The sequence below is a fragment of the Microbacterium sp. NPDC060117 genome (assembly GCF_042729315.1).
GTDB lineage: Bacteria > Actinomycetota > Actinomycetes > Actinomycetales > Microbacteriaceae > Microbacterium.
On sequence record NZ_JBHWXR010000003.1, the window covers coordinates 507,464 to 525,347 of the forward strand.

Sequence of the window (17,884 nt, forward strand, 5' to 3'; positions counted from 1 at the left end):
GCCCGGCGGCTACGCCTCGAACGCGGTCAGGAGTTCGGCCGCCGCGCCCGCCGCGCGCAGCCGGTCGCGCATCGCCCGGGCGGCGAGCTCGTACGGACGCTCGTCCTGCAGGAGCAGCGAGCGCGAGTTCGCCTCCTCGTTCAGCGCCACGAGCTCGAACGCCAGCAGCTCCGGGTCGGTCACGGCGGCGAGCTCCTCCCCCGCCATCGCGTACCGCAGTTGCGCCTCGATGTAGCCGTACCAGTCCACGAGAGCCATGCGCACGGCATCGCGCACCGGCCCGGGCTTGGAATCGACGTCGGCCGCGGTCGCCGCGAAGAAGCAACCGCCGGTGAAGACACGGTCGCGGGAGTAGTCCAGTGCGTAGCGGAGCAGGGCGGACAGCCGCCGCACGCCGCGAGGCTCGGTGCGCGCCCGCTCGACGATGTGCGCCGCGAAGACGTCTCGCGCGGCGGCGATGGTCGCGAGCTGCAGACCCTCCTTGCTCTGGAACAGTGTCGCGATGCTGCTCTTGCCCCGACCGGACGCCGTCGCCAGCCTCCCGATCGTGAGCCCGTCCAGGCCGTCCACCGACGCGATGTCGGTCGCGCTCTCGAGCACGGTGCGTCGCGAGGCGTCTCCGCGCAGGCGACGACCGTCGGGAGCCGCACCCCGCGATGGCTCGGCTGCGGTGTGGACGGCGATCTCGGACATGGCTCTAGTGTACGAACGATCGTTCGCTTATTCTACGTATGACCGTTCGTATTCTTTGTTCGAAAGGGGAACCGATGCCCGCCTCCGACCGCCTGATCCTGGGCAGCATCCGCACCGCCGGAGCCGTCTCGCCGAACCTCGCCGGCCGGCTCGCGCTGCGCCTGTTCTTCACGACGACACCGCGCATGGCGGTGAGTGACGCAGACCTCGCCACGCACCATGCCGCACAGCGCGAACGGATCCCGATCCGCGGATCCGAGATCGTCACCTACCACTGGGGCCGTGGCGAGCGCGCCGTCCTGCTGCTGCACGGGTGGCAGGGACGCGCGTCGCAGTTCGCGCCGCTCGTTCGAGAGCTCGTCGCCGAGGGATTCAGGGTCGTCTCGTTCGACGCGCCCGGCCACGGGGATTCACCGGGCCGCCGCACAGACCTGCGCGACTGGGTCGCCGCCGCGGAGCAGCTGCAACGCAGCGACGGTCCGTTCCATGCACTCGTCGGCCACTCGTTCGGCGGCCTCGCCGCGCTGACCGCGGCACGCACCTCTGTGCCGTCGCGCCGCGTCGCGGTCATCGCCGCCGCCTCCGCTCCGGCCGTATACCTCGCGGAGTTCTCCCGCACTCTCAGCCTCGACCCCACCGCCGCAGCGAGCTTCGAACAGAGGTTCAACGCCCGCTTCGGTCTGGATCGGGAAGGCATCGCCGCAGCCTACGACGCCGTCCGGGATCCGCTGCCCTCCGACACCGAACTGCTCGTGGTGCACGATCGCAGAGATCGCCGGATGCCCGACGCAGACGCCGTGCGCCTGCACGCCGCGCACGCCGGACGCGCGCACCTGCTGCGCACCGAGGGCCTGGGTCACAACCGCGTGCTGCGGGCCGACCCGGTGCTGGACACCATCGTCGCCTTCGCCGGTGCGGGGGCCTCGAGCCTCGATTCGATGCGCTCTCGCGAGACCGACTTCGGATCCGTCGGGCACGACGTCGACGCCGCCGTCACCCGGATCGACAGTCCGGCCGAGGGCCGCGCGGCCGTCGCGCCCTGAACGAGGCCGGGGGTCAGCGCCAGTTGGCGGCGATCTTGGCCAGCAGGCGGGCGAACTCGGCCTGCTCCTCGGCCGTCAGCGCCGACATCGCGCCGCGCAGGGCCTCGCGCCGGTCTCCGCGCACCCCGCGACCCATACGCCGCCCCTCGTCGGTGAGCACGATGCGGGTGCGGCGCGCATCGTCGGGATCCGCCTCTCGGCGCAGCCAGCCCCGCTCGACGCCCTGCTGCACGAGGCGCGAGGCACGCGGCTGATCCACGCCGATCGCCTCGCCGAGCGCGCTCACGCTGAGCGGCCCCGAGGCCAGCGCCTCGAGCATGCGCAGCCGAGCAGGCGCCTCGCCGCGCCCGCCGCCCCACGGCCCCGCACCACGACCGTGCGGTTCGCCGTGCGGGCCGCCGTGACCGGCGCGCTCCCCCCGCGGGCCGCCGTGACCGTGGAACCCGTCGCCACCGTGTCCGAAATCCGGGTCGAGCATCCCGTGCCGATGCTCGCGCGGCGGGCGCGGGCCACGGCCGCGCAGCAGACCGAGCGCCGCGACGATCGCGTCGAGGGGATCCGGGTTCTCGGTGTCATGAGGCATCCTCCGATTTTACATGTGACTTGACATGGATCCCTATTGCATGTCACACTGCATATACATGGCAGATGACATGGATCCGGAGAGTCCGGAGAGGCAGCCCCGCCGCGAACGGCGCCGAGCGGCCCGTCATCGCCCCCAGACCCGAAGGATTTCGCATGAACAGCACAGAGAACACTCCAGAGAACACGTCCCCCGACCAGAGCCGCCCGTTCGGCTTCTGGATCACCGCCGTCGACCGCCTGCTGGCGGCCGAGTTCGCCACCGCCTTCGAGGACGAGGGGATCACCCGCCGCGACTGGCGGATCCTCAACGTCATCGACGGCACCGTTGCCGCGAGCCACGAGCTCGCGGACGCGAAGGTCCGCCGCCTCGCCGCCCTCGGCTGGATCGAGCGCACGGCCGACGGCTGGGCGCTCACCGCGGACGGCGCGGCCGGGAAGGCGCGTCTGGCCACCGCCGTCGAGGAGATCCGAGCGCAGGTCGCCGGCGCCCTCGACCCCGAGGAGTTCGCCGCCTTGGCGGCCTCCCTCGAGAAGCTCGCCCGCGGCCTCGGCTACGAGGAGGGCAGGCGCCTCCCCCGTCGTCGTGCCGGTGATCGCCACCGGGGCGGGCACGGGCGGGGCCACCGCGGACACCACCGCGGACACGGCGAGCACCACCACGAGACCGGATCCGGTCGCGGCGAGCGATTCGCTCGCGGCGAGCAGTTCGATCGCGGCGAGCGCCCGGGCTTCGGCCGCTTCGATCATCACCCCGGCTTCGGCCGCGAGTGGCTGGAACGAGAGCACCTCCGTCAGGAGCACCTCCGTCACGAGCACCGCTGCGGTGGCCGCCCCGATGGAGAGCACTCGCGCGGCGGGCACCGTCATGGCGAGCACTCGCGCGGCAGGGGTCCGCGTGGCGGATTCCGCCCGCACGCACCGGAGCAGATCCACATCCACCTGCACGACGGCCGTCACGACGGCCGTCACGACGGCTGACCTGCACCCCTTCCGGCCCCTGCCCGCATCCGCGGACAGGGGCCGGATCCGTCTCTCCGCCCTGCCTCGGAATAGAGCCCGAGCGGACGGGGTTTCCCTTTCACATGACCCTTCTCGCCCCGGACAGGACGCCGACCGGCGTCTCCGTGCGTGGTGCGGTCCCGCCTGCGGGCGGCGCGGTCGAAGCCCTTCTCTCCGCCGTGGACGTGCGGCCGAGGCGGCAGGTGCGGATCGCACCCGATCCGGCGGAGACCATCGCGCTCGACCGCGATGCGCTGTCGATCGTTTACGTCATCGACGGCGCCGTGCACACCCGCTGCGGCGACAAGCCGATGTCCCTCGCCCGGGGCGACGCGATGCTGACTCCTGGACGGGTGCCGATGTCGGTGAAGACGGATCCGGGCACCCGGCTCCTCGTCTCCACTCTCACCCTGGTGCCGCACGCGGCGCACATCGCGAACGCGCTGCCCGACGTGGCGCTGGTGCGCGACTTCGCCCACCATGAGCCGGCCGCGGCCGCACTGGCCGCGCAGGTCGGACTCGACCTCACGGCCCTGCCCGTCGACGCCGCGGCCCTCGAAGCCGCCGGCCGCGACGGCGACGCCGTGATCTGCCGCATGATGGCGAACACCGTGCTCGCGTCCGTGATCCGCGCCTGGGCCGCGCACGGCTGCGCCCCCGCGGGATGGCCGGCGCGCACGAGCGACCCCTTCCTCGAGAAGGTGATCGAGGCGATCCACGCCGCACCCGGCAACGATTGGAGCGTCGAGGGCCTCGCCAGCGTCGGCGCCATGTCCCGGACCGTGTTCGCGGAGCGCTTCCGCGCCGCTTTCGGCACCTCGCCCGCGAGCTACGTGACCGAGGTGCGCATCCGCGCCGCGCAGGATCGGCTCGTGCTCGGCTGCCTCGTCAGCGAGATCTCCCGCGACCTCGGCTACAGCTCGGACGAGGGCTTCAGCCGCGCCTTCCGCCGCCGCACCGGGCAGACCCCGACGGCGTGGCGCGAGGCCCGCACCGCCTGACGCCAGCAGGAGACCGTAGCCGCTATTCCTCCCGGAGGGCCCGGATCATGCCCCGGAGGCTCCGGAAGGCATCGAGGCGCTCTCTCTCACTCATGCCGCCCGTCATGCGGAGCTCGACGGAGCGGACTGCCGCGCTGGCCTCCTCAAGATGCGCCTGACCCCGCGCGGTGAGCCTGGTCGGCAGCGCCTTGCCTACGGGCGGCTGAGCCGTGCGCGTCACGATCCCGTCGCGCTCGAGCGACTGAAGCAGCACATTCATCGTCTGGCGGGTCACGAACGCCCCGCGTGCGAGCTCCGAGTTCGACAGGCCGGGGCGCTGAGCAAGCAGTTCCAGACAGGAGTAGTGGGTGATGGTCATGCCGAGCGGGCGCAGCACCTCTTCCATGGCGGCACGCAGCGCGCTCGCCGCTTCTTTCAGCAGGTAACCGAGCGACGTCTCCAGATCGATGCCGTCTTGACTCATGTCAGAAGTCTGACATACGATCTCATGTCAGATAACTGACACAGAGTTTCAAGGAGACACCATGCCTGCCATCGGCCCCGACTTCCTCTCACTCCAGGTCCGCGACCTCGATGCATCCCAGGCGTTCTACGAGCACTACCTCGGCCTGGTGCGGTCGACCGCCGGCCCGGCCCATGCGGTCGTCTTCGAGACGACGCCCGTCCCGTTCGCGCTGCGCGACCTGGTCGAGGGAACCGACCTGGACGCCGCGGCCTCACCCGGGCTCGGCGTCGCGATGTGGTTCCGCGCCACCGGGGTCCAGGCGATCCACGATGCTCTCGCCGCCGACGGTCATCGCATCGTCATCGCGCCGTTCGACGGACCGTTCGGGCGGACATTCGCCTTCGCCGATCCGGACGGCTACACGATCACGCTGCACGATCGCGCCTGACGACGGCGACTGTTGCCCGGGAAACCGGACTCAGCACGAAACACCATCACGGGCGTGGTTTCTCGTGCTGGATCCGGTTCCCGCGGCGCTGTCACGGCGCGAGAACGTCCGCTCAGCGATCCGCGCGAGCGCTGATCCTGCTCGAGAACCCGAACAGCAGCGCCCCGACGACCAGCACGGCCGCGCCGATCACGTAGACCTGGGCGATCCCGATGCCGTCCACCAGCAGGCCGCCGACGCCCGCGGCGGTCATGATCGCCGCCTGGAACCCCATGACCACCAGGCTTCCGCCCGCCTCGAGCCGGTCAGGCATGCGGTGCCCGATCCAGGTGTTCACGATCAGGAGCCACGAGGCGAAGAAGAAGCCCCACACGAACGCGACCACGCCGATCGCCCAGAGGGATCCGACCATCGCGTTCATCAGCAGCACGACACCGGCGATCACCAGCGGCGTGATCACCGCGAGCGTGCGGTAGCTGCGGTCGACGATGACGCCGATCGCGATGTTGCCGATGAATCCGCCGATGCCGAACAGCGCGAGCAGCAGGATGATCGTGCCCTCGGTGATCGCGGCGCCGCCCTCGTGCACGCGCTCGAGCGCGACCCGGATGTAGGTGTAGGCGAGGAAGTGCCCGAGCACGACCAGCACATGGCCGACCACGCCCAGGCCGATGCCCCGCCGACGGAACGTCTCGACCAGGGTGGACAGTCGCGCGGCCCCCTCGGCGGGCACGCTCGGCAGCAGGATCCGCAGCAGCACGGCGAGGACGGCGCTGGCCACGGCCGCGATCCCGAACACGCCGCGCCAGTCGAGCACCTGGCTGAGCAGCACGCCCGCCGGCACACCCGCCACGGTCGCGAGGGAGACCCCGGCCGAGTTGAACATCATCGCCCGGCCCAGACGCTCCGGCCCGGCGATCCGGGCCGCGACCGTCACCGACATCGACCAGAAGCCGCTCAGCGCGGCGCCCAGCAGCACGCGCGCGACGAGCAGCAGGGGCAGGTTCGGGGCGATCGCGACGATCAGGTTGGAGACGGCAGCGCCGATCGCCATCCACACCAGCAACGAGCGGCGGTCCAGGCGCGGCAGCATGAGGCCGATGGTCGGCGCCACGATGAGTCCCGCGAGCGCCGTCACGGTGACCATCTGTCCGGCCTGGCCCGGGGTGACGCCGATCTCCGCCGCAATGTCGGTGAGCAGACCACCGGGGAGGAACTCCGCGGTGACGAGCAGGAACGCGGTCGCCATCATGGCGAGCAGGGCGCCGTAGTTCAGCCGGCGCGGGGCTGCGGCCTCGACCGTGGGGACAGGGGCGGTGGTGGTCATGTTTCCAGACTGTCGCAGGAGGGGGATCCGCGCCCGACCGTGCGTCCGCCCGATCCGACCGATCGTCCGGATCGGATCGGATCCGTGGCCCAGCCCACAACGCAGGGACCCGGGATGCGTGCGACGGATGCACGACCGTGCGACGGATGCAGGATGGATCCGGGTGATCGGTCGTGCATCCGTCCCCGAATCGTGCGAGCGTCGCCACTCTTCGCGCGGCGCCCGTCAGAGCGGCGGGAGCACCGCCGTCAGCGCGGCGGCGACCGGGAACGGCCACGCCGCGTTCGCGATGAGCACGGCGATCAGCACGACCGCACCGACCAACAGCACCACGAGGATCAGGAACACCAGCGCCACCAGGCCGGGGTAGCCGCCTCTGCCCGCCTCGGGGGCCGACAGCGGAGGTCCTGGCCGCTCCGGCGGGAGCGCGGGAAGCGGGAGTCCGGTCGGCGGCACCGGATCGGCGTCGTCGGCGGGGACCACACCCGCGGGCGTCGGGTCGGCACGCGGGGGCTTGGCGTCGCGGCGGGAATCCCAGGTCTGCCTCACGGCGGCCCCCGGCGCCGACGGGTGCCCCGTCGCCTGCGCGGTGTCGGGTGCGGCTTCCGTGCCCGACCGGGCCTCGGAGGCCGGCTCGCCGAACAGCGCGGGGTCGGGATCCGCCAGGATCGCGGCGAGGCCCGGAGTCTCCTCCGCGGGCGCTGCCGCCTCAGGGCTGGCGAGCAGTCGCGCGAGCTCGGCGTCGTCCCGGGCGGGCGCGATCTCGGGGTCGGCGAGGATCCGCGCCAGCCCATCGCTCTCCACGGGCACAGGTGCCGGATCGGCATCACCAGGAAGCGGTGCCCGCTGCGGGAGCGACGTCGGATCGTCGGCACGCCCGGGCTCGGGCGCATCGGGGACGGGCTGCTCCGGGACGACGGACGAGGGCGGCGCGACCGACGGAGCGGGCGGTGCGGGCGCGGCGGACGGCTCGTCCCGGGTCGGATCCGTCTCGTCCGCGGTCATGTCAGCCTCCGGTGGATCCCGCGTCGGTGACTCCGACGTCGGTGCGATGGAAGTTCTGGAAGGAGCGGGACGCGGTCGGACCGCGCTGCCCCTGGTAGCGGTTGCCGTAGGGACCGGATCCGTACGGGTTCTCGGCCGGGGAGGACAGTTGGAAGAAGCACAACTGGCCGATCTTCATGCCCGGCCAGAGCTTGATCGGCAGGGTCGCGACGTTCGCGAGCTCGAGCGTGACATGCCCCGTGAAGCCGGGGTCGATGAAGCCGGCTGTCGAGTGCGTGATGAGCCCGAGGCGGCCCAGCGACGACTTGCCCTCGAGGCGCGCGGCCACGTCGTCCGAGAGCGAGACCTGCTCGAACGTGGCGCCGAGGGCGAACTCGCCGGGGTGCAGCACGAACGGCTCGTCAGGCTCGACCTCGATCAGCCTGGTCAGCTCGGGCTGGTCCTCGCCCGGGTCGATGAAGGGGTACTTGTGGTTGTCGAACAGCCGGAAGTACCGGTCCAGCCGCACATCGATGCTCGACGGCTGGATCATCGACGGTTCGAGCGGATCCAGTCCGATCCGCCCCGCGTCGAGCCCCGCTCTGATGTCCCTGTCGCTCAGCAGCACGGTTTCAGCGTAGTCGGTGCGGTCACTGCGGATCAGTCAGGCCGTTGCGGAAGGCGAACACGACCGCGAGGACGCGATCCCGCATGCCGAGCTTCTGCAGCACCCGGCCGACGTGGGTCTTGACCGTCGACTCGCTGAGCCACAGCCTCTCCGCGATCTCGGCGTTGGACAGCCCCTGCACGAGCGCGTCGAAGACCTCGCGCTCCCGGTCGGTGAGCACCTGCAGCCGGGCGGCGGCGGCGCGACGGTCGTCCTCCTTCGCCCGACGCCCCGGCTCCTCCGCGGCGCGGGTGAGCGCGCCGAAGCGCCGCAGCAGCTCCGATGTGACCCGCGGGGCGAGCACGGCGTCGCCGGCGGCGACAGCGCGGATCGCGGCGACGATGTCGTCGGCGTCCGAGTCCTTGAGCAGGAAGCCGCTGGCCCCGGCGTCGATCGCGCCGAACGCATAGGCATCGAGGTCGAAGGTCGTGAGCACGAGCACGCGGATCCCGCTGCCCGACGACACGAGTTCCCTGGTCGCCTCCAGGCCGTCCATGCGCGGCATCTGCACGTCCATGAGCACGACGTCGGGCCGGTGCACGGTCGCGAGCGCGACCGCCTCGATCCCGTCCTGCGCCTCCCCGACGACTTCGATGTCCGGCTGAGCGCCCAGCACCATCGCGAGACCGGCGCGGATCAGGGCCTGATCGTCGGCGATGAGCACCCGCACCGCGGTCATGACCCGCTCCTCGGCAGCGCCAGGCGCACGGCCCAGCCCCGCGACCCCGCCGGTCCGGCATCGAGCGCGCCGCCGTAGAGGGCGGCGCGCTCGCGCATGCCGAGCAGGCCGCGACCGACGCGACCGGAGACCGTCGTGGCCACAGAACCGCCCGCGCGCCCGCGGTCCGCCGGTGCCCCCTGTCCGGCACGCGCGCCGTCCGGCGGAAGGGGCGTCGTCGCGCCGTCGTCCCGGATCTCGGCGTGGATGACTTCCTCGGTCACGCGCACCTCGACCCGCACCTCGGTGGGCGCCTCGGCGTGGCGCAGCGCGTTGGTGAGGGCCTCCTGCACGATCCGGAACACCGTCATCTGGAGCCCTGCCGGAATCTCGTGCGCATCGGCGGCCGCGGATCCGGGGACCTCGCCAGGCACCGGCCGTCCCAGGTCGAGGTCCAGCCGCACCGGCAGCCCGATCCCGCGGTAGACCTCGGCGAGACGCGGCAGGTCCTCCAGCCCCGTGCCGCTGCGCGTCGACTCCTGACCGGTCGGTCGTTCGAGCACGCCGAGCACCCGGCGCATCTCGTCGAGGGAGGAGCGCGCGACACCGCCGATCTGCCCCACCGCCTCCCTCGCGCGGACCGGATCCGCATCGAAGACGGCCCTCGTGCCGTCGGCCAACCGCACGATCACGCTCAATGAGTGCGACACGATGTCATGCACATCGCGGGCGATGCGCGAGCGCTCGGCGAGCGCCGCGAGCTGCGCCTCCTGGTCTCGTTCGTGCTCCAGGATCCGCGCTCGCTCCACGAGCGCCGCCACGTAGCGGCGGCGGTTGCCCGCGTTCTGCCCCCACAGCAGGGCGACCAGGAGGATTAGCAGATCGAAGGCGGCCCAGGTCAGGGAGGTCTCGAGCCGCGACCCCGAACGGTTCACGGGAGCGAAGCCGAATCCCGTGAGCAGATGCACGACGCTCAGCACCAGGGTCACCGCGTAGGCCACCGCCCCGGCGATCCACGCCCGGGACACCCGGTCGTACACGGCGATCGCGAACACCGCGTACGCGACGGCGAAGGCGCCCACGTCGAGCGAGAACGGCAGCACCACGAGCGGCAGCGTGACCGAGACGAGGAACAGCAGCACCGGGTTACGGCGGCGGAACAGCATCATCGTCGTCGCGACGATCGCAACCACGACGAGGCCCAGGCCGATGCCCCAGGGGCCGACGGGGCGCGTGGCGATCGCGGGGTCCGCGGACTCCGCCGCGAACATCGGCACGGTCGTCAGCACGACCCAGCTGAGCGTCGTGAGCGCGTCGGCCCAGCGCGGATGGCGTTGCCAGCGCGACGCGGCGCGATCCAGGGCGCGCGCGGAGCCGTCGGTCACGTCGCCAGTCTCCCATGGTCGTCCGGGTCGACGGATGCCGCCGGGTCCGCGGTCGGGAGCGACGTGCGCGACCCCTGCGCCTCCGCGTTCGACGGCACCGCACCGACGGACACCTCCTCGGGCGACGCCGGATCCTGCTCCTGCTCGAACACCTCGACGCCGGCGCTGCGGCTGCGTCGACGCACCTCGCGGCGCTCCCTCCGCGCCTGCCGGCGATCGCCGCGGCGCTCGTAGAGCACGACCAGTGCCGGCACCAGCAGCAGGGTGAGCACGGTCGACGACACCAGCCCGCCGATCACCACGATCGCCAGCGACTGCGAGATGAACGCCCCGCCCCCGGTGATGCCGAGCGCCATCGGAATGAGCGCGAAGATCGTCGCGCACGCGGTCATGATGATCGGCCGCAGGCGCAGGCGCGCACCGTGCACCACCGCGTCGTCGAGGCCCGAGCCGTTCCGCCGGTACTCGTTGATGAGGTCGATCAGCACGATCGCGTTCGTGACCACGATGCCGATCAGCATGAGCATGCCGATCAGGGCCGGAATGCCGAGCGGGGTCCCCGTGATCAGCAGGCCCGCGATCGCCCCGGTCGCCGCAAACGGCACCGAGACCAGCAGCAGCAGCGGCTGCACGAGGGAGCGGAACGTCGCGACCAGCACGATGTAGACCAGGGCGATCGCGGCCAGCATGGCGAGCCCGAGCTCGCCGAACGACTGCGCCTGCTCGGCGGCGGCGCCGCCCTCGTCCAGGCTCACGCCGGCGGGCAGGTCGACCCCGGCTACGGCCGTCTGCACGCCGTACGACGCGGTGGAGAGGTCCGCCCCCTCCGCCGGCGTGGCCGAGATCGTGACCGCGCGGGCGCCGTCGATGCGGGTGATCGTGGCGGGCGCCGAGACGACCTCCACCGCGGCGATGTCGCCGACTCGGATCGGCGTCGCGCGCAGGTGCTCGAGGTCGCGCTGCGCCTGCGTGAGCCGGTCGGTCTCGGCCTGCTGGCGCGACCCGTCGGCGATCGCGGTGCGGGCCGCGGAGATCTGCTCGTCGAGGCCCGTCAGACCGCTCTCCGCCCCGGCCACGGCCTGGGTGAGCTGCTGGACGAGCTTCTGGTACTCGAGCGCGCTGAGCTGACCCTGCGTCGCGGGGCTCGCATCGGCGGGCGGCGGCGAGGCGAGCAGCTGTGCGAGCTGGTCGCGCAGCGCGACCAGATCCTGAGCCCCCGAGGAGCGCGCGTCGTACAGCGCCGAGAGCTGTTCGTCGGCCTTGTTCTCCGCCTCGGTGCGCGCCTGGGAGGACATCGCCTCCTGCTCGCGCTGCAGCGCGTCGGCCGCGTCCTTCTGCGTCTTCTGCGCCTGCAGCGCCGAGATCGGGAGAGTGAGCGCCTTGACCGCTTCCGGATCCGTCGCCGTCGACTGCGCGCGCACGACCAGGTCCGTCGCGGTGCCGTCGATGCCGACGGATCCGAGCCGCTCCCCCTGCACGGCGGCGGCGATCGCCGCGCCCACCTCCGCGGTCGTGAAGCCCTGCGTCGCGGCGCGCGCGGCGTCGACCGACACCTTCAGCACCGGCAGATCGGCCGCGAGATCGCTCTTCACCGTGCCGATGCCGTCGACCTTCCCGAGCGCGGCGGTCAGCTTCTCCGAGGCGCTCGCCAGCGCCTTGTCATCGGGGCTCTTCACGATCACGTCGATCGAGGAGGACGTGGTCTGCGTCGCCTGGGTCGACACGGTGATCCGGTCGGCGTCGGGGAGCTCGGTGACCGCCTTCCTGATCCGCGGCAGCACAGCCTTGGGGTCCGCATCCGCGGCGATCACGATGTCGAGCGTGACGGGAGCTCCCAGCTCGCCGGCGGTGGTGCGGTACGAGGCGACCCCGTCGAGATCACGGACCTTCTTCTCCAGGGCGGTGGCCGCCTTGTCCGAGACGGTGAGCGTGGTGTCCAGCGGCATCGTCTGCGTGACCGTCACCGCGCGCTCATCCGCGAAGCTGCCGAGCATGTCGGTCTTGAGGAACCCGGCCGCGACGATCGTGCCGGCGAACACCACGACCGAGATCAGCACGACCGTGACCGGCCGCCGCAGCGCGAACAGCAGCGAGGGCAGATAGGCGCGCTGCATGCGCGTGACGCGCTCCGCGGGATCCGCCGCCTCCGGGACCGGAACTGTCGCGGCGGGCTCGTCGGCCGGAGCCGTCGTCCGCGACGCATCCGCGCCGTCAGCCGCGGCCATCGCCGACTGCTCGGCATTCGCCGCCTCGGCCTCGGCGACCGCGGTCTTCGCCGGGCGACGCAGGAACCAGTACGCGAGGACGGGCACGATCGTCAGCGACACCAGCAGGGAGGCCAGCAGCGCGATCGTCACGGTCAGCGCGAACGGCCGGAACAGCTCCCCGGCCATGCCGCCGACGAGGGCGACCGGCAAGAACACCGCAACCGTCGTCAGCGTCGACGCCGTCACGGCGCCGGCCACCTGCCGCACGGCGGCGAGCACGTCGGCAGGGGTGAGCGGCGCGGATCCGCGTCGCCGCGCGATGTTCTCGATCACGACGATCGAGTCGTCGACCACGCGCCCCACCGCGACGGTCAGTGCGGCCAGCGTGAACACGTTGAAGGAGAAGCCGCCGACGCGGAGCCCGATCACCGCGATGAGCAGCGACAGCGGGATCGACACGGCCGTGATCACCGTCGCCCTGGGCGAGAGCAGGAAGACCAGGATGATGAGCACCGCGAACACGAGGCCGAGGCCGCCCTCGACGGCCAGGTCGTGGGTCGACTTCTCGATCATCGTGGACTGGTCGAACAGCACCGAGCTCGCGGCGCTCCCGCCCAGCGAGGGCAGGGTCTTCGCGACCGCGGCGGTCACGGCGTGCGACACCTGCACGGCGTTCGCCTCGGGGGTCTTGGTGATCGTCAGGCTCAGTGCGGGACGCCCGTCCGAGCGCGAGATCGTGCTCTGCGGGACGGGGGCGAGCTCGACGGTCGCGACCTCGGACAGCGGCACCGGCCCCTGCATCGTCGGGATCGGCATCGCCGAGAGGCGCTCGATCGACGTGCCCTCCTGGCCCACCTCGATGGCCATCGCGCGCGTGCCGTCGCTGCTGGTGCCGGCCGGCACCACCACGCCGGCTGTGCGCAGGATCGCCGACACCGCGGCCGCATCGACCGACCGCGCCGAGAGCTTGGCCGGATCCAGGGTCACCAGCACACGCTCGGAAACGCGCCCCGAGACCTGCACGGCGCGCACGCCCGGCACGTGCTCGATCGCGGGCACGAGGGTCTTGTCGACCCGGTCGGCGAGGGCCTCGATGTCGCCGTCGCCGGTGATCGCAAGGCTCTGCACGGGGATGTCCGCGGAGCTGCCCGCGTAGACCTCGGTGTGCACGCCGTCGGCGGCGGATCCGGCGGCCGTCGCGGCGGACTTGAGGTCGGCGAGGATCTTGCTGTCGTCGCGGCCGAACGCCCAGGACACGGTCAGCTGGCCGCTGCCGCTCGACGTGCTCGTGCGCACCTCGTCCACCCCGGTCACGGCGCCGAGGGCATCGGACAGGGGCTTGACCACATCGTGGTCGAGGGTCTCCGCCGAGGCGCCCGGCTTGGTCACGAGCACGACCGCCGCGGGCTGCGACATCGACGGCAGCAGCTCCTGCTTCATGCTGCCGGTGGCCCACAGCCCCGCCCCCACGATGAGGACGGTGAACAGGGCGACGACGGCGCGGTTGGCGAGGCTGAGTCGGGTCAGCAGGGTCACGAATCCTCCAGGCGATACGGGCGGGCGCAGGGCACCCGCGACTGCCGCGGGCTGCGACGAGCCGTACCTTCAGCCAACCGGTCGGGGGCGGGCCGCACATCCGCTTCGGGGAGGATCCGGTCCGTTCCAGGGTCGTCCTCAAGTACCACATCCGCCGACCCCGTCGACGACAAGGCCCCCTCCGCACAGTGCGGAGGGGGCGACGTCGGAGGAGCCCGGGTCAGGCGTCGCGGGAGCGCAGCACCACCCAGGATCCGAGCAGCCCCGCGGCCACCCAGGCGCCGAGCGTGAGCAACGCCACGCCCGCGGAGAGCGGCGCGGTGTCGCTGGGCAGGATCGCGTTCTGCGCGGCCGACAGCGGCAGGTAGGCGGCCACGTCGAGCACCCACTTCCAGGACTCGCCGGCGAAGGCGAAGAAGTTCGCCATGATCGGCAGCACGAACAGCAGTCCGACCGTGGCGGCAATCGCGCCGGCTCCCGAACGCAGCATGAATCCGAACGAGACACCGATCAGTGCGCACACCGCCATCGTCGCGGCGGCCGCGAGCAGCGGCAGGATCACCTTGTCGGGCGCGCCCCACTCCAGCCCCTGGCCATGCCCGCTGAGGATGGCCGACACGATGGCGGCGGCGATCACGAACATCACCAGGGAGGCGAGGAACAGGAACACCGCGAGCACGACGGCCTTGGCGACCAGTACGCGCCCGCGGCGCGGGTCGGCGGTGAGCGTGGAGCGGATCATGCCCGTGGAGTACTCGCCGGTGACGGCGATCGCGCCGAGGATCCCGGCCAGCAGCGCGGTGAACTGGATCGGCGTGACCACGGCCATGATGCCGTTGAGCCCACGCGGAGCCTCGCCCGACGAGGTGAGGGCGAACGCGATCAGTACGGCGATGCCGATCGTGAGAGCGGCGGTGATCGCGATCGACCACCAGGTCGAGCGCAGCGTGGTCAGTTTGATCCACTCGCTGCGCAGGCTCCGCGGGAAGCTGAGACGGAACCGGCCCGGCAGCGCGGGCACGGCGGGGGCGACGGCGCTCATGCGACCACCTCCGGGATCGGGGCGCCGGCCTCGGGCACGGCGCGGGTGCGGTATTCGACGGCCTCGCCGGTGAGGGCGAGGTAGGCGTCCTCCAGCGAACCGCTGGTGGGGGTGAGCTCGTGCAGCGGGATGCCGCGCTCGGCGGCGAGGTCGCCGATCCACCACGCCTCGGGGCCGGTGACGTCGATCGTGTCGTGGCCCGAGCCGTTGACCACGGCGCCGGCGGCGATCAGCAGATCGCCCAGCTCGGCGGCGCGGGGGCTCCGCACCCGCACCTGGGCGGTGGTCCACTGCTGCACGAGCTGCGACAGCGGTGCGTCCGCGAGCACCCGGCCGCGGCCGAGCACGATGATGTGGTCGGCGGTCTGCGCCATCTCGCTCATGAGGTGGCTGGAGAGCAGCACCGTGCGCCCCTCCGACGCGGCGTGCCGCACGAAGTTGCGCACCCAGAGCACGCCCTCGGGGTCGAGCCCGTTGACCGGCTCGTCGAGGATCAGCGTGTGCGGGTCGCCCAGCAGGGCTGCGGCGATGCCGAGGCGCTGCCCCATGCCGAGCGAGAACCCGCCCGCGCGCTTGCGGGCGACGGATCCGATGCCGGCGATCTCGATCACCTCGTCGACGCGCTTCGACGGAAGTCCATGCGTCGCGGCGAGCGCGCGCAGGTGGTTGCGGGCGGAACGGCCCGTGTGCACGGCCTTCGCATCGAGCAGCACGCCGACCTCGGTGAGGGGCGCGCGCAGACGACGGTACTCCTGGCCGTTCACGGTGACGCGGCCCGCGCTCGGACGGTCCAGGCCCACGATCATGCGCATCGTGGTCGACTTTCCGGCACCGTTCGGTCCGAGGAAGCCGGTGACCGAACCCGGCTGGACGGTGAACGACACGTTGTCGACCGCGGTCTTGGGTCCATATCTCTTGCTGAGGCCCTCTGCTGTGATCATGTCTTCGACGCTATGCGGCGGCTGTGCCCTCGCGCATCCCTCTGGAGGATGACTCCGGGGATCCACGGGGATGATTCCGGAAACCCCGAACGCGAGTCCCGGATCCCGGGCTCCCTCCCCTGGCCCGCCCGGCGCACCGCGGAGACGACACCTCCAGCGGAACCCAGGACCCGAGCCCGCGGTTCCGGACCCGCGGATCCAGGACCCCGCGAGCGTTTGTTATGCTGGCCAGGCGTCACCGACGTGCGGGGCTGTAGTTCAATGGCAGAACTTCTGCTTCCCAAGCAGACAGCGCGGGTTCGATTCCCGTCAGCCCCTCCATCCATTTCCTCCTCACGGACAGCGCGACGCGTGTGCTCGCCTGACAGCGTTCCCGCGAGGCGCAGGACACGACGCGGCCGTGGTCTGCAGGCCGGGTCGCGAACAGGGCGCCTACGGCCGTCCGACCATCTCCTCGGCGTGATCGGCGACCCAGGCGACGAGCGGGAGCATCCTCTTCATCAGATCCTGCCCGAGCGGGGTCAGGCGGTACTCCACGTGCGGGGGCACACTCGGGAACGACTCCCGGTGCACGAGACCGTCGGCGGCGAGCGTGCGCAAGGTCGAGGCGAGCATCTTCTCGCTGATGCCGTCGACCTGACGCCGCAGCTCTCCCCACCGCAGCGTGCCGTCGGACAGCGCGGAGAGGATGAGCACACCCCATTTGCTCATGACATGGTCGAGCACGACACGGGTGCCGCATCCGTCATCGAAGAGTCGATCCTGCGAGCCCCGGATCTGCGCAAAACTCACTACCATGTGCGTACCTTACCTGAAAGTGGGTACCCGCCGCGGGGAAGGTGCGGGACGGTGAGCACGTTGTCGAGTGCGTAACCCCTGCGAAAGGACTCCTCATGACCATCCTCGTCACCGGTGCGACCGGCAACCTCGGCCGCCTCGTCGTCGACAGCCTGCTCGCCCGCGGCACCGACCCCGCCACGGTCCGCGCCGGCGCGCGCGACACCGCCAAGGCCGCAGATCTCGCCGCGCGAGGCGTGCAGGTCGTCGCCCTCGACTACGACGCGCCGGAGACCGTCGCGGCGGCCCTCGACGGCGTGGACGCCGCACTGCTCATCTCGAGCAGCGAGGTCGGAAAGCGCGCGGCGCAGCATCAGGTCGTCATCGACGCGGCCCGTGCCGCGGGCGTCGCCAAGCTCGTCTACACGAGCGCTCCGATGGCGACGACGAGCGACCTCGTGCTCGCTCCCGAGCACAAGGCGACGGAGGAGGCGATCGCGGCCGCGGGCCTCCCGGCGGTCATCCTGCGGAACAACTGGTACACGGAGAACTATCTCGGCGACGTCGCCCGATCCCGGGACACCGGCGTCATCGCGGCGAGCGTGGGCGAGGGCCGCGTGGCCTCCGCGAGCCGGGCGGACTACGCCGAGGCCGCCGCGATCGTCCTGGTCGAGGACGGCCATGTCGGCGAGGTCTACGAGCTCGCCGGCGACGTCGCGTGGAACTACGACGAACTCGCCAGCGCCGCGTCGGCGGTCGTCGAACGCGAGGTCCGCTATGCGCCGCTCAGCAGCGAGGACCACGCCGCGGCGCTCGAGGCCGCCGGACTCGACGCGGGCACGGTCGGTTTCGTGACGGCGCTCGACGCGAACATCAGGGAAGGCGCCCTCGCCGACACCGACCGGACCCTGGCCCGCCTGCTCGGCCGCCCCACGACACCCCTCGTGGAGGGACTGCGCGCCGCATCCTGACGCACGCCGGACGGGCCGCACCCCGGCAGGCCGGACCGGTCCCGGGGGCGCTCGAGAGACATCTCCCGCCGCCCGGGACCGAAGGCACGCCCGAGCATCGGCCTGTCAGTTTCCTATGGACGTCTTTTGCTGTTCGGATGCCCCGTCTAGGATCTCTGGCGAGCGCGGCAATCGA

The 17,884-nt window shown here is 71.9% G+C and carries 17 protein-coding genes and 1 tRNA gene; 6 read left to right on the top strand and 12 right to left on the bottom strand.

What is annotated here, in order from left to right; all coding sequences use genetic code 11:
• Window positions 1-9: 9 nt before the first annotated feature.
• Complete coding sequence (locus ACFWCK_RS14060) at window positions 10-693, bottom strand: TetR/AcrR family transcriptional regulator (protein ID WP_378806423.1); 684 nt, start codon at window positions 691-693, stop codon at window positions 10-12.
• Window positions 694-767: 74 nt separating this feature from the next.
• On the opposite strand from ACFWCK_RS14060, the gene ACFWCK_RS14065 reads away from it, so the two are divergent.
• Window positions 768-1,736, top strand: coding sequence for an alpha/beta hydrolase (locus ACFWCK_RS14065; RefSeq protein WP_378806425.1), 969 nt, complete (start codon window positions 768-770; stop codon window positions 1,734-1,736).
• A gap of 13 nt (window positions 1,737-1,749) precedes the next feature.
• Here the strand turns inward: ACFWCK_RS14065 and ACFWCK_RS14070 are convergent, their stop codons facing one another.
• Window positions 1,750-2,319 carry a MarR family winged helix-turn-helix transcriptional regulator gene (locus tag ACFWCK_RS14070; RefSeq protein WP_378806426.1) on the bottom strand — a complete coding sequence of 190 codons (570 nt, stop codon included), beginning with the start codon at window positions 2,317-2,319 and terminating at the stop codon, window positions 1,750-1,752.
• A gap of 155 nt (window positions 2,320-2,474) precedes the next feature.
• Between ACFWCK_RS14070 and ACFWCK_RS14075 the strand changes: the two genes are divergently transcribed.
• Window positions 2,475-3,299 carry a MarR family winged helix-turn-helix transcriptional regulator gene (locus ACFWCK_RS14075; protein WP_378806427.1) on the top strand — a complete coding sequence of 275 codons (825 nt, stop codon included), beginning with the start codon at window positions 2,475-2,477 and terminating at the stop codon, window positions 3,297-3,299.
• Window positions 3,300-3,403: 104 nt separating this feature from the next.
• Entirely contained in the window at window positions 3,404-4,321 is a 918-nt protein-coding gene (locus ACFWCK_RS14080; protein ID WP_378806428.1) for a helix-turn-helix transcriptional regulator, read from the top strand.
• Window positions 4,322-4,343: 22 nt separating this feature from the next.
• On the opposite strand, the gene ACFWCK_RS14085 is transcribed toward ACFWCK_RS14080, so the two are convergent.
• Window positions 4,344-4,784, bottom strand: coding sequence for a MarR family winged helix-turn-helix transcriptional regulator (locus tag ACFWCK_RS14085; protein ID WP_378806430.1), 441 nt, complete (start codon window positions 4,782-4,784; stop codon window positions 4,344-4,346).
• Between the two features lie 61 nt (window positions 4,785-4,845).
• Here ACFWCK_RS14085 and ACFWCK_RS14090 point away from each other — a divergent pair, with 61 nt between their 5' ends.
• Complete coding sequence (locus ACFWCK_RS14090) at window positions 4,846-5,214, top strand: VOC family protein (protein ID WP_233311898.1); 369 nt, start codon at window positions 4,846-4,848, stop codon at window positions 5,212-5,214.
• 112 nt (window positions 5,215-5,326) lie between these two features.
• Here the strand turns inward: ACFWCK_RS14090 and ACFWCK_RS14095 are convergent, their stop codons facing one another.
• The 8 genes from ACFWCK_RS14095 to ACFWCK_RS14130 form a co-directional block, all read right to left on the bottom strand.
• Window positions 5,327-6,541 carry an MFS transporter gene (locus tag ACFWCK_RS14095; RefSeq protein ID WP_233311900.1) on the bottom strand — a complete coding sequence of 405 codons (1,215 nt, stop codon included), beginning with the start codon at window positions 6,539-6,541 and terminating at the stop codon, window positions 5,327-5,329.
• 225 nt (window positions 6,542-6,766) lie between these two features.
• Window positions 6,767-7,546: a hypothetical protein gene (locus ACFWCK_RS14100; protein WP_378806432.1), complete on the bottom strand. Its 780-nt coding sequence runs from the start codon at window positions 7,544-7,546 to the stop codon at window positions 6,767-6,769.
• A gap of 1 nt (window position 7,547) precedes the next feature.
• Entirely contained in the window at window positions 7,548-8,153 is a 606-nt protein-coding gene (gene dcd / locus ACFWCK_RS14105) for a dCTP deaminase (protein ID WP_233311902.1), read from the bottom strand.
• 22 nt (window positions 8,154-8,175) lie between these two features.
• Window positions 8,176-8,871: a response regulator gene (locus tag ACFWCK_RS14110; RefSeq protein WP_378806433.1), complete on the bottom strand. Its 696-nt coding sequence runs from the start codon at window positions 8,869-8,871 to the stop codon at window positions 8,176-8,178.
• A complete protein-coding gene (locus ACFWCK_RS14115; protein WP_378806434.1) occupies window positions 8,868-10,235 on the bottom strand; it encodes a sensor histidine kinase in 1,368 nt (455 codons plus the stop codon). Before ACFWCK_RS14115 ends, ACFWCK_RS14110 begins: the two co-directional genes overlap by 4 nt.
• A complete protein-coding gene (locus ACFWCK_RS14120) occupies window positions 10,232-13,978 on the bottom strand; it encodes an efflux RND transporter permease subunit (RefSeq protein ID WP_378806435.1) in 3,747 nt (1,248 codons plus the stop codon). The genes ACFWCK_RS14115 and ACFWCK_RS14120 overlap by 4 nt, the downstream gene beginning before the upstream one ends.
• Before the next feature lie 220 nt (window positions 13,979-14,198).
• Window positions 14,199-15,020, bottom strand: coding sequence for an ABC transporter permease (locus tag ACFWCK_RS14125; RefSeq protein ID WP_378806437.1), 822 nt, complete (start codon window positions 15,018-15,020; stop codon window positions 14,199-14,201).
• Window positions 15,017-15,961 carry an ABC transporter ATP-binding protein gene (locus ACFWCK_RS14130; RefSeq protein ID WP_378806438.1) on the bottom strand — a complete coding sequence of 315 codons (945 nt, stop codon included), beginning with the start codon at window positions 15,959-15,961 and terminating at the stop codon, window positions 15,017-15,019. The genes ACFWCK_RS14125 and ACFWCK_RS14130 overlap by 4 nt, the downstream gene beginning before the upstream one ends.
• A 247-nt stretch (window positions 15,962-16,208) precedes the next feature.
• On the opposite strand from ACFWCK_RS14130, the gene ACFWCK_RS14135 reads away from it, so the two are divergent.
• Window positions 16,209-16,282, top strand: a tRNA-Gly gene (locus ACFWCK_RS14135).
• 111 nt (window positions 16,283-16,393) lie between these two features.
• On the opposite strand, the gene ACFWCK_RS14140 is transcribed toward ACFWCK_RS14135, so the two are convergent.
• Window positions 16,394-16,759 carry a winged helix-turn-helix transcriptional regulator gene (locus ACFWCK_RS14140; RefSeq protein WP_378806440.1) on the bottom strand — a complete coding sequence of 122 codons (366 nt, stop codon included), beginning with the start codon at window positions 16,757-16,759 and terminating at the stop codon, window positions 16,394-16,396.
• A gap of 95 nt (window positions 16,760-16,854) precedes the next feature.
• Here ACFWCK_RS14140 and ACFWCK_RS14145 point away from each other — a divergent pair, with 95 nt between their 5' ends.
• Entirely contained in the window at window positions 16,855-17,709 is an 855-nt protein-coding gene (locus ACFWCK_RS14145; protein ID WP_378806441.1) for an SDR family oxidoreductase, read from the top strand.
• Window positions 17,710-17,884 lie beyond the last annotated feature (175 nt).

Bases quoted from the DNA above. Each gene is read 5' to 3' on its own strand.
- ACFWCK_RS14070 (WP_378806426.1), bottom strand. From the start codon at position 2,319: ATGCCTCATGACACCGAGAACCCGGATCCCCTCGACGCGATCGTCGCG.
- ACFWCK_RS14075 (WP_378806427.1), top strand. From the start codon at position 2,475: ATGAACAGCACAGAGAACACTCCAGAGAACACGTCCCCCGACCAGAGC.
- ACFWCK_RS14100 (WP_378806432.1), bottom strand. From the start codon at position 7,546: ATGACCGCGGACGAGACGGATCCGACCCGGGACGAGCCGTCCGCCGCG.
- ACFWCK_RS14125 (WP_378806437.1), bottom strand. From the start codon at position 15,020: ATGAGCGCCGTCGCCCCCGCCGTGCCCGCGCTGCCGGGCCGGTTCCGT.
- ACFWCK_RS14085 (WP_378806430.1), bottom strand. From the start codon at position 4,784: ATGAGTCAAGACGGCATCGATCTGGAGACGTCGCTCGGTTACCTGCTG.
- ACFWCK_RS14110 (WP_378806433.1), bottom strand. From the start codon at position 8,871: ATGACCGCGGTGCGGGTGCTCATCGCCGACGATCAGGCCCTGATCCGC.
- ACFWCK_RS14130 (WP_378806438.1), bottom strand. From the start codon at position 15,961: ATGATCACAGCAGAGGGCCTCAGCAAGAGATATGGACCCAAGACCGCG.
- ACFWCK_RS14065 (WP_378806425.1), top strand. From the start codon at position 768: ATGCCCGCCTCCGACCGCCTGATCCTGGGCAGCATCCGCACCGCCGGA.
- ACFWCK_RS14060 (WP_378806423.1), bottom strand. From the start codon at position 693: ATGTCCGAGATCGCCGTCCACACCGCAGCCGAGCCATCGCGGGGTGCG.
- ACFWCK_RS14095 (WP_233311900.1), bottom strand. From the start codon at position 6,541: ATGACCACCACCGCCCCTGTCCCCACGGTCGAGGCCGCAGCCCCGCGC.
- ACFWCK_RS14080 (WP_378806428.1), top strand. From the start codon at position 3,404: ATGACCCTTCTCGCCCCGGACAGGACGCCGACCGGCGTCTCCGTGCGT.
- ACFWCK_RS14090 (WP_233311898.1), top strand. From the start codon at position 4,846: ATGCCTGCCATCGGCCCCGACTTCCTCTCACTCCAGGTCCGCGACCTC.
- ACFWCK_RS14145 (WP_378806441.1), top strand. From the start codon at position 16,855: ATGACCATCCTCGTCACCGGTGCGACCGGCAACCTCGGCCGCCTCGTC.
- ACFWCK_RS14140 (WP_378806440.1), bottom strand. From the start codon at position 16,759: ATGGTAGTGAGTTTTGCGCAGATCCGGGGCTCGCAGGATCGACTCTTC.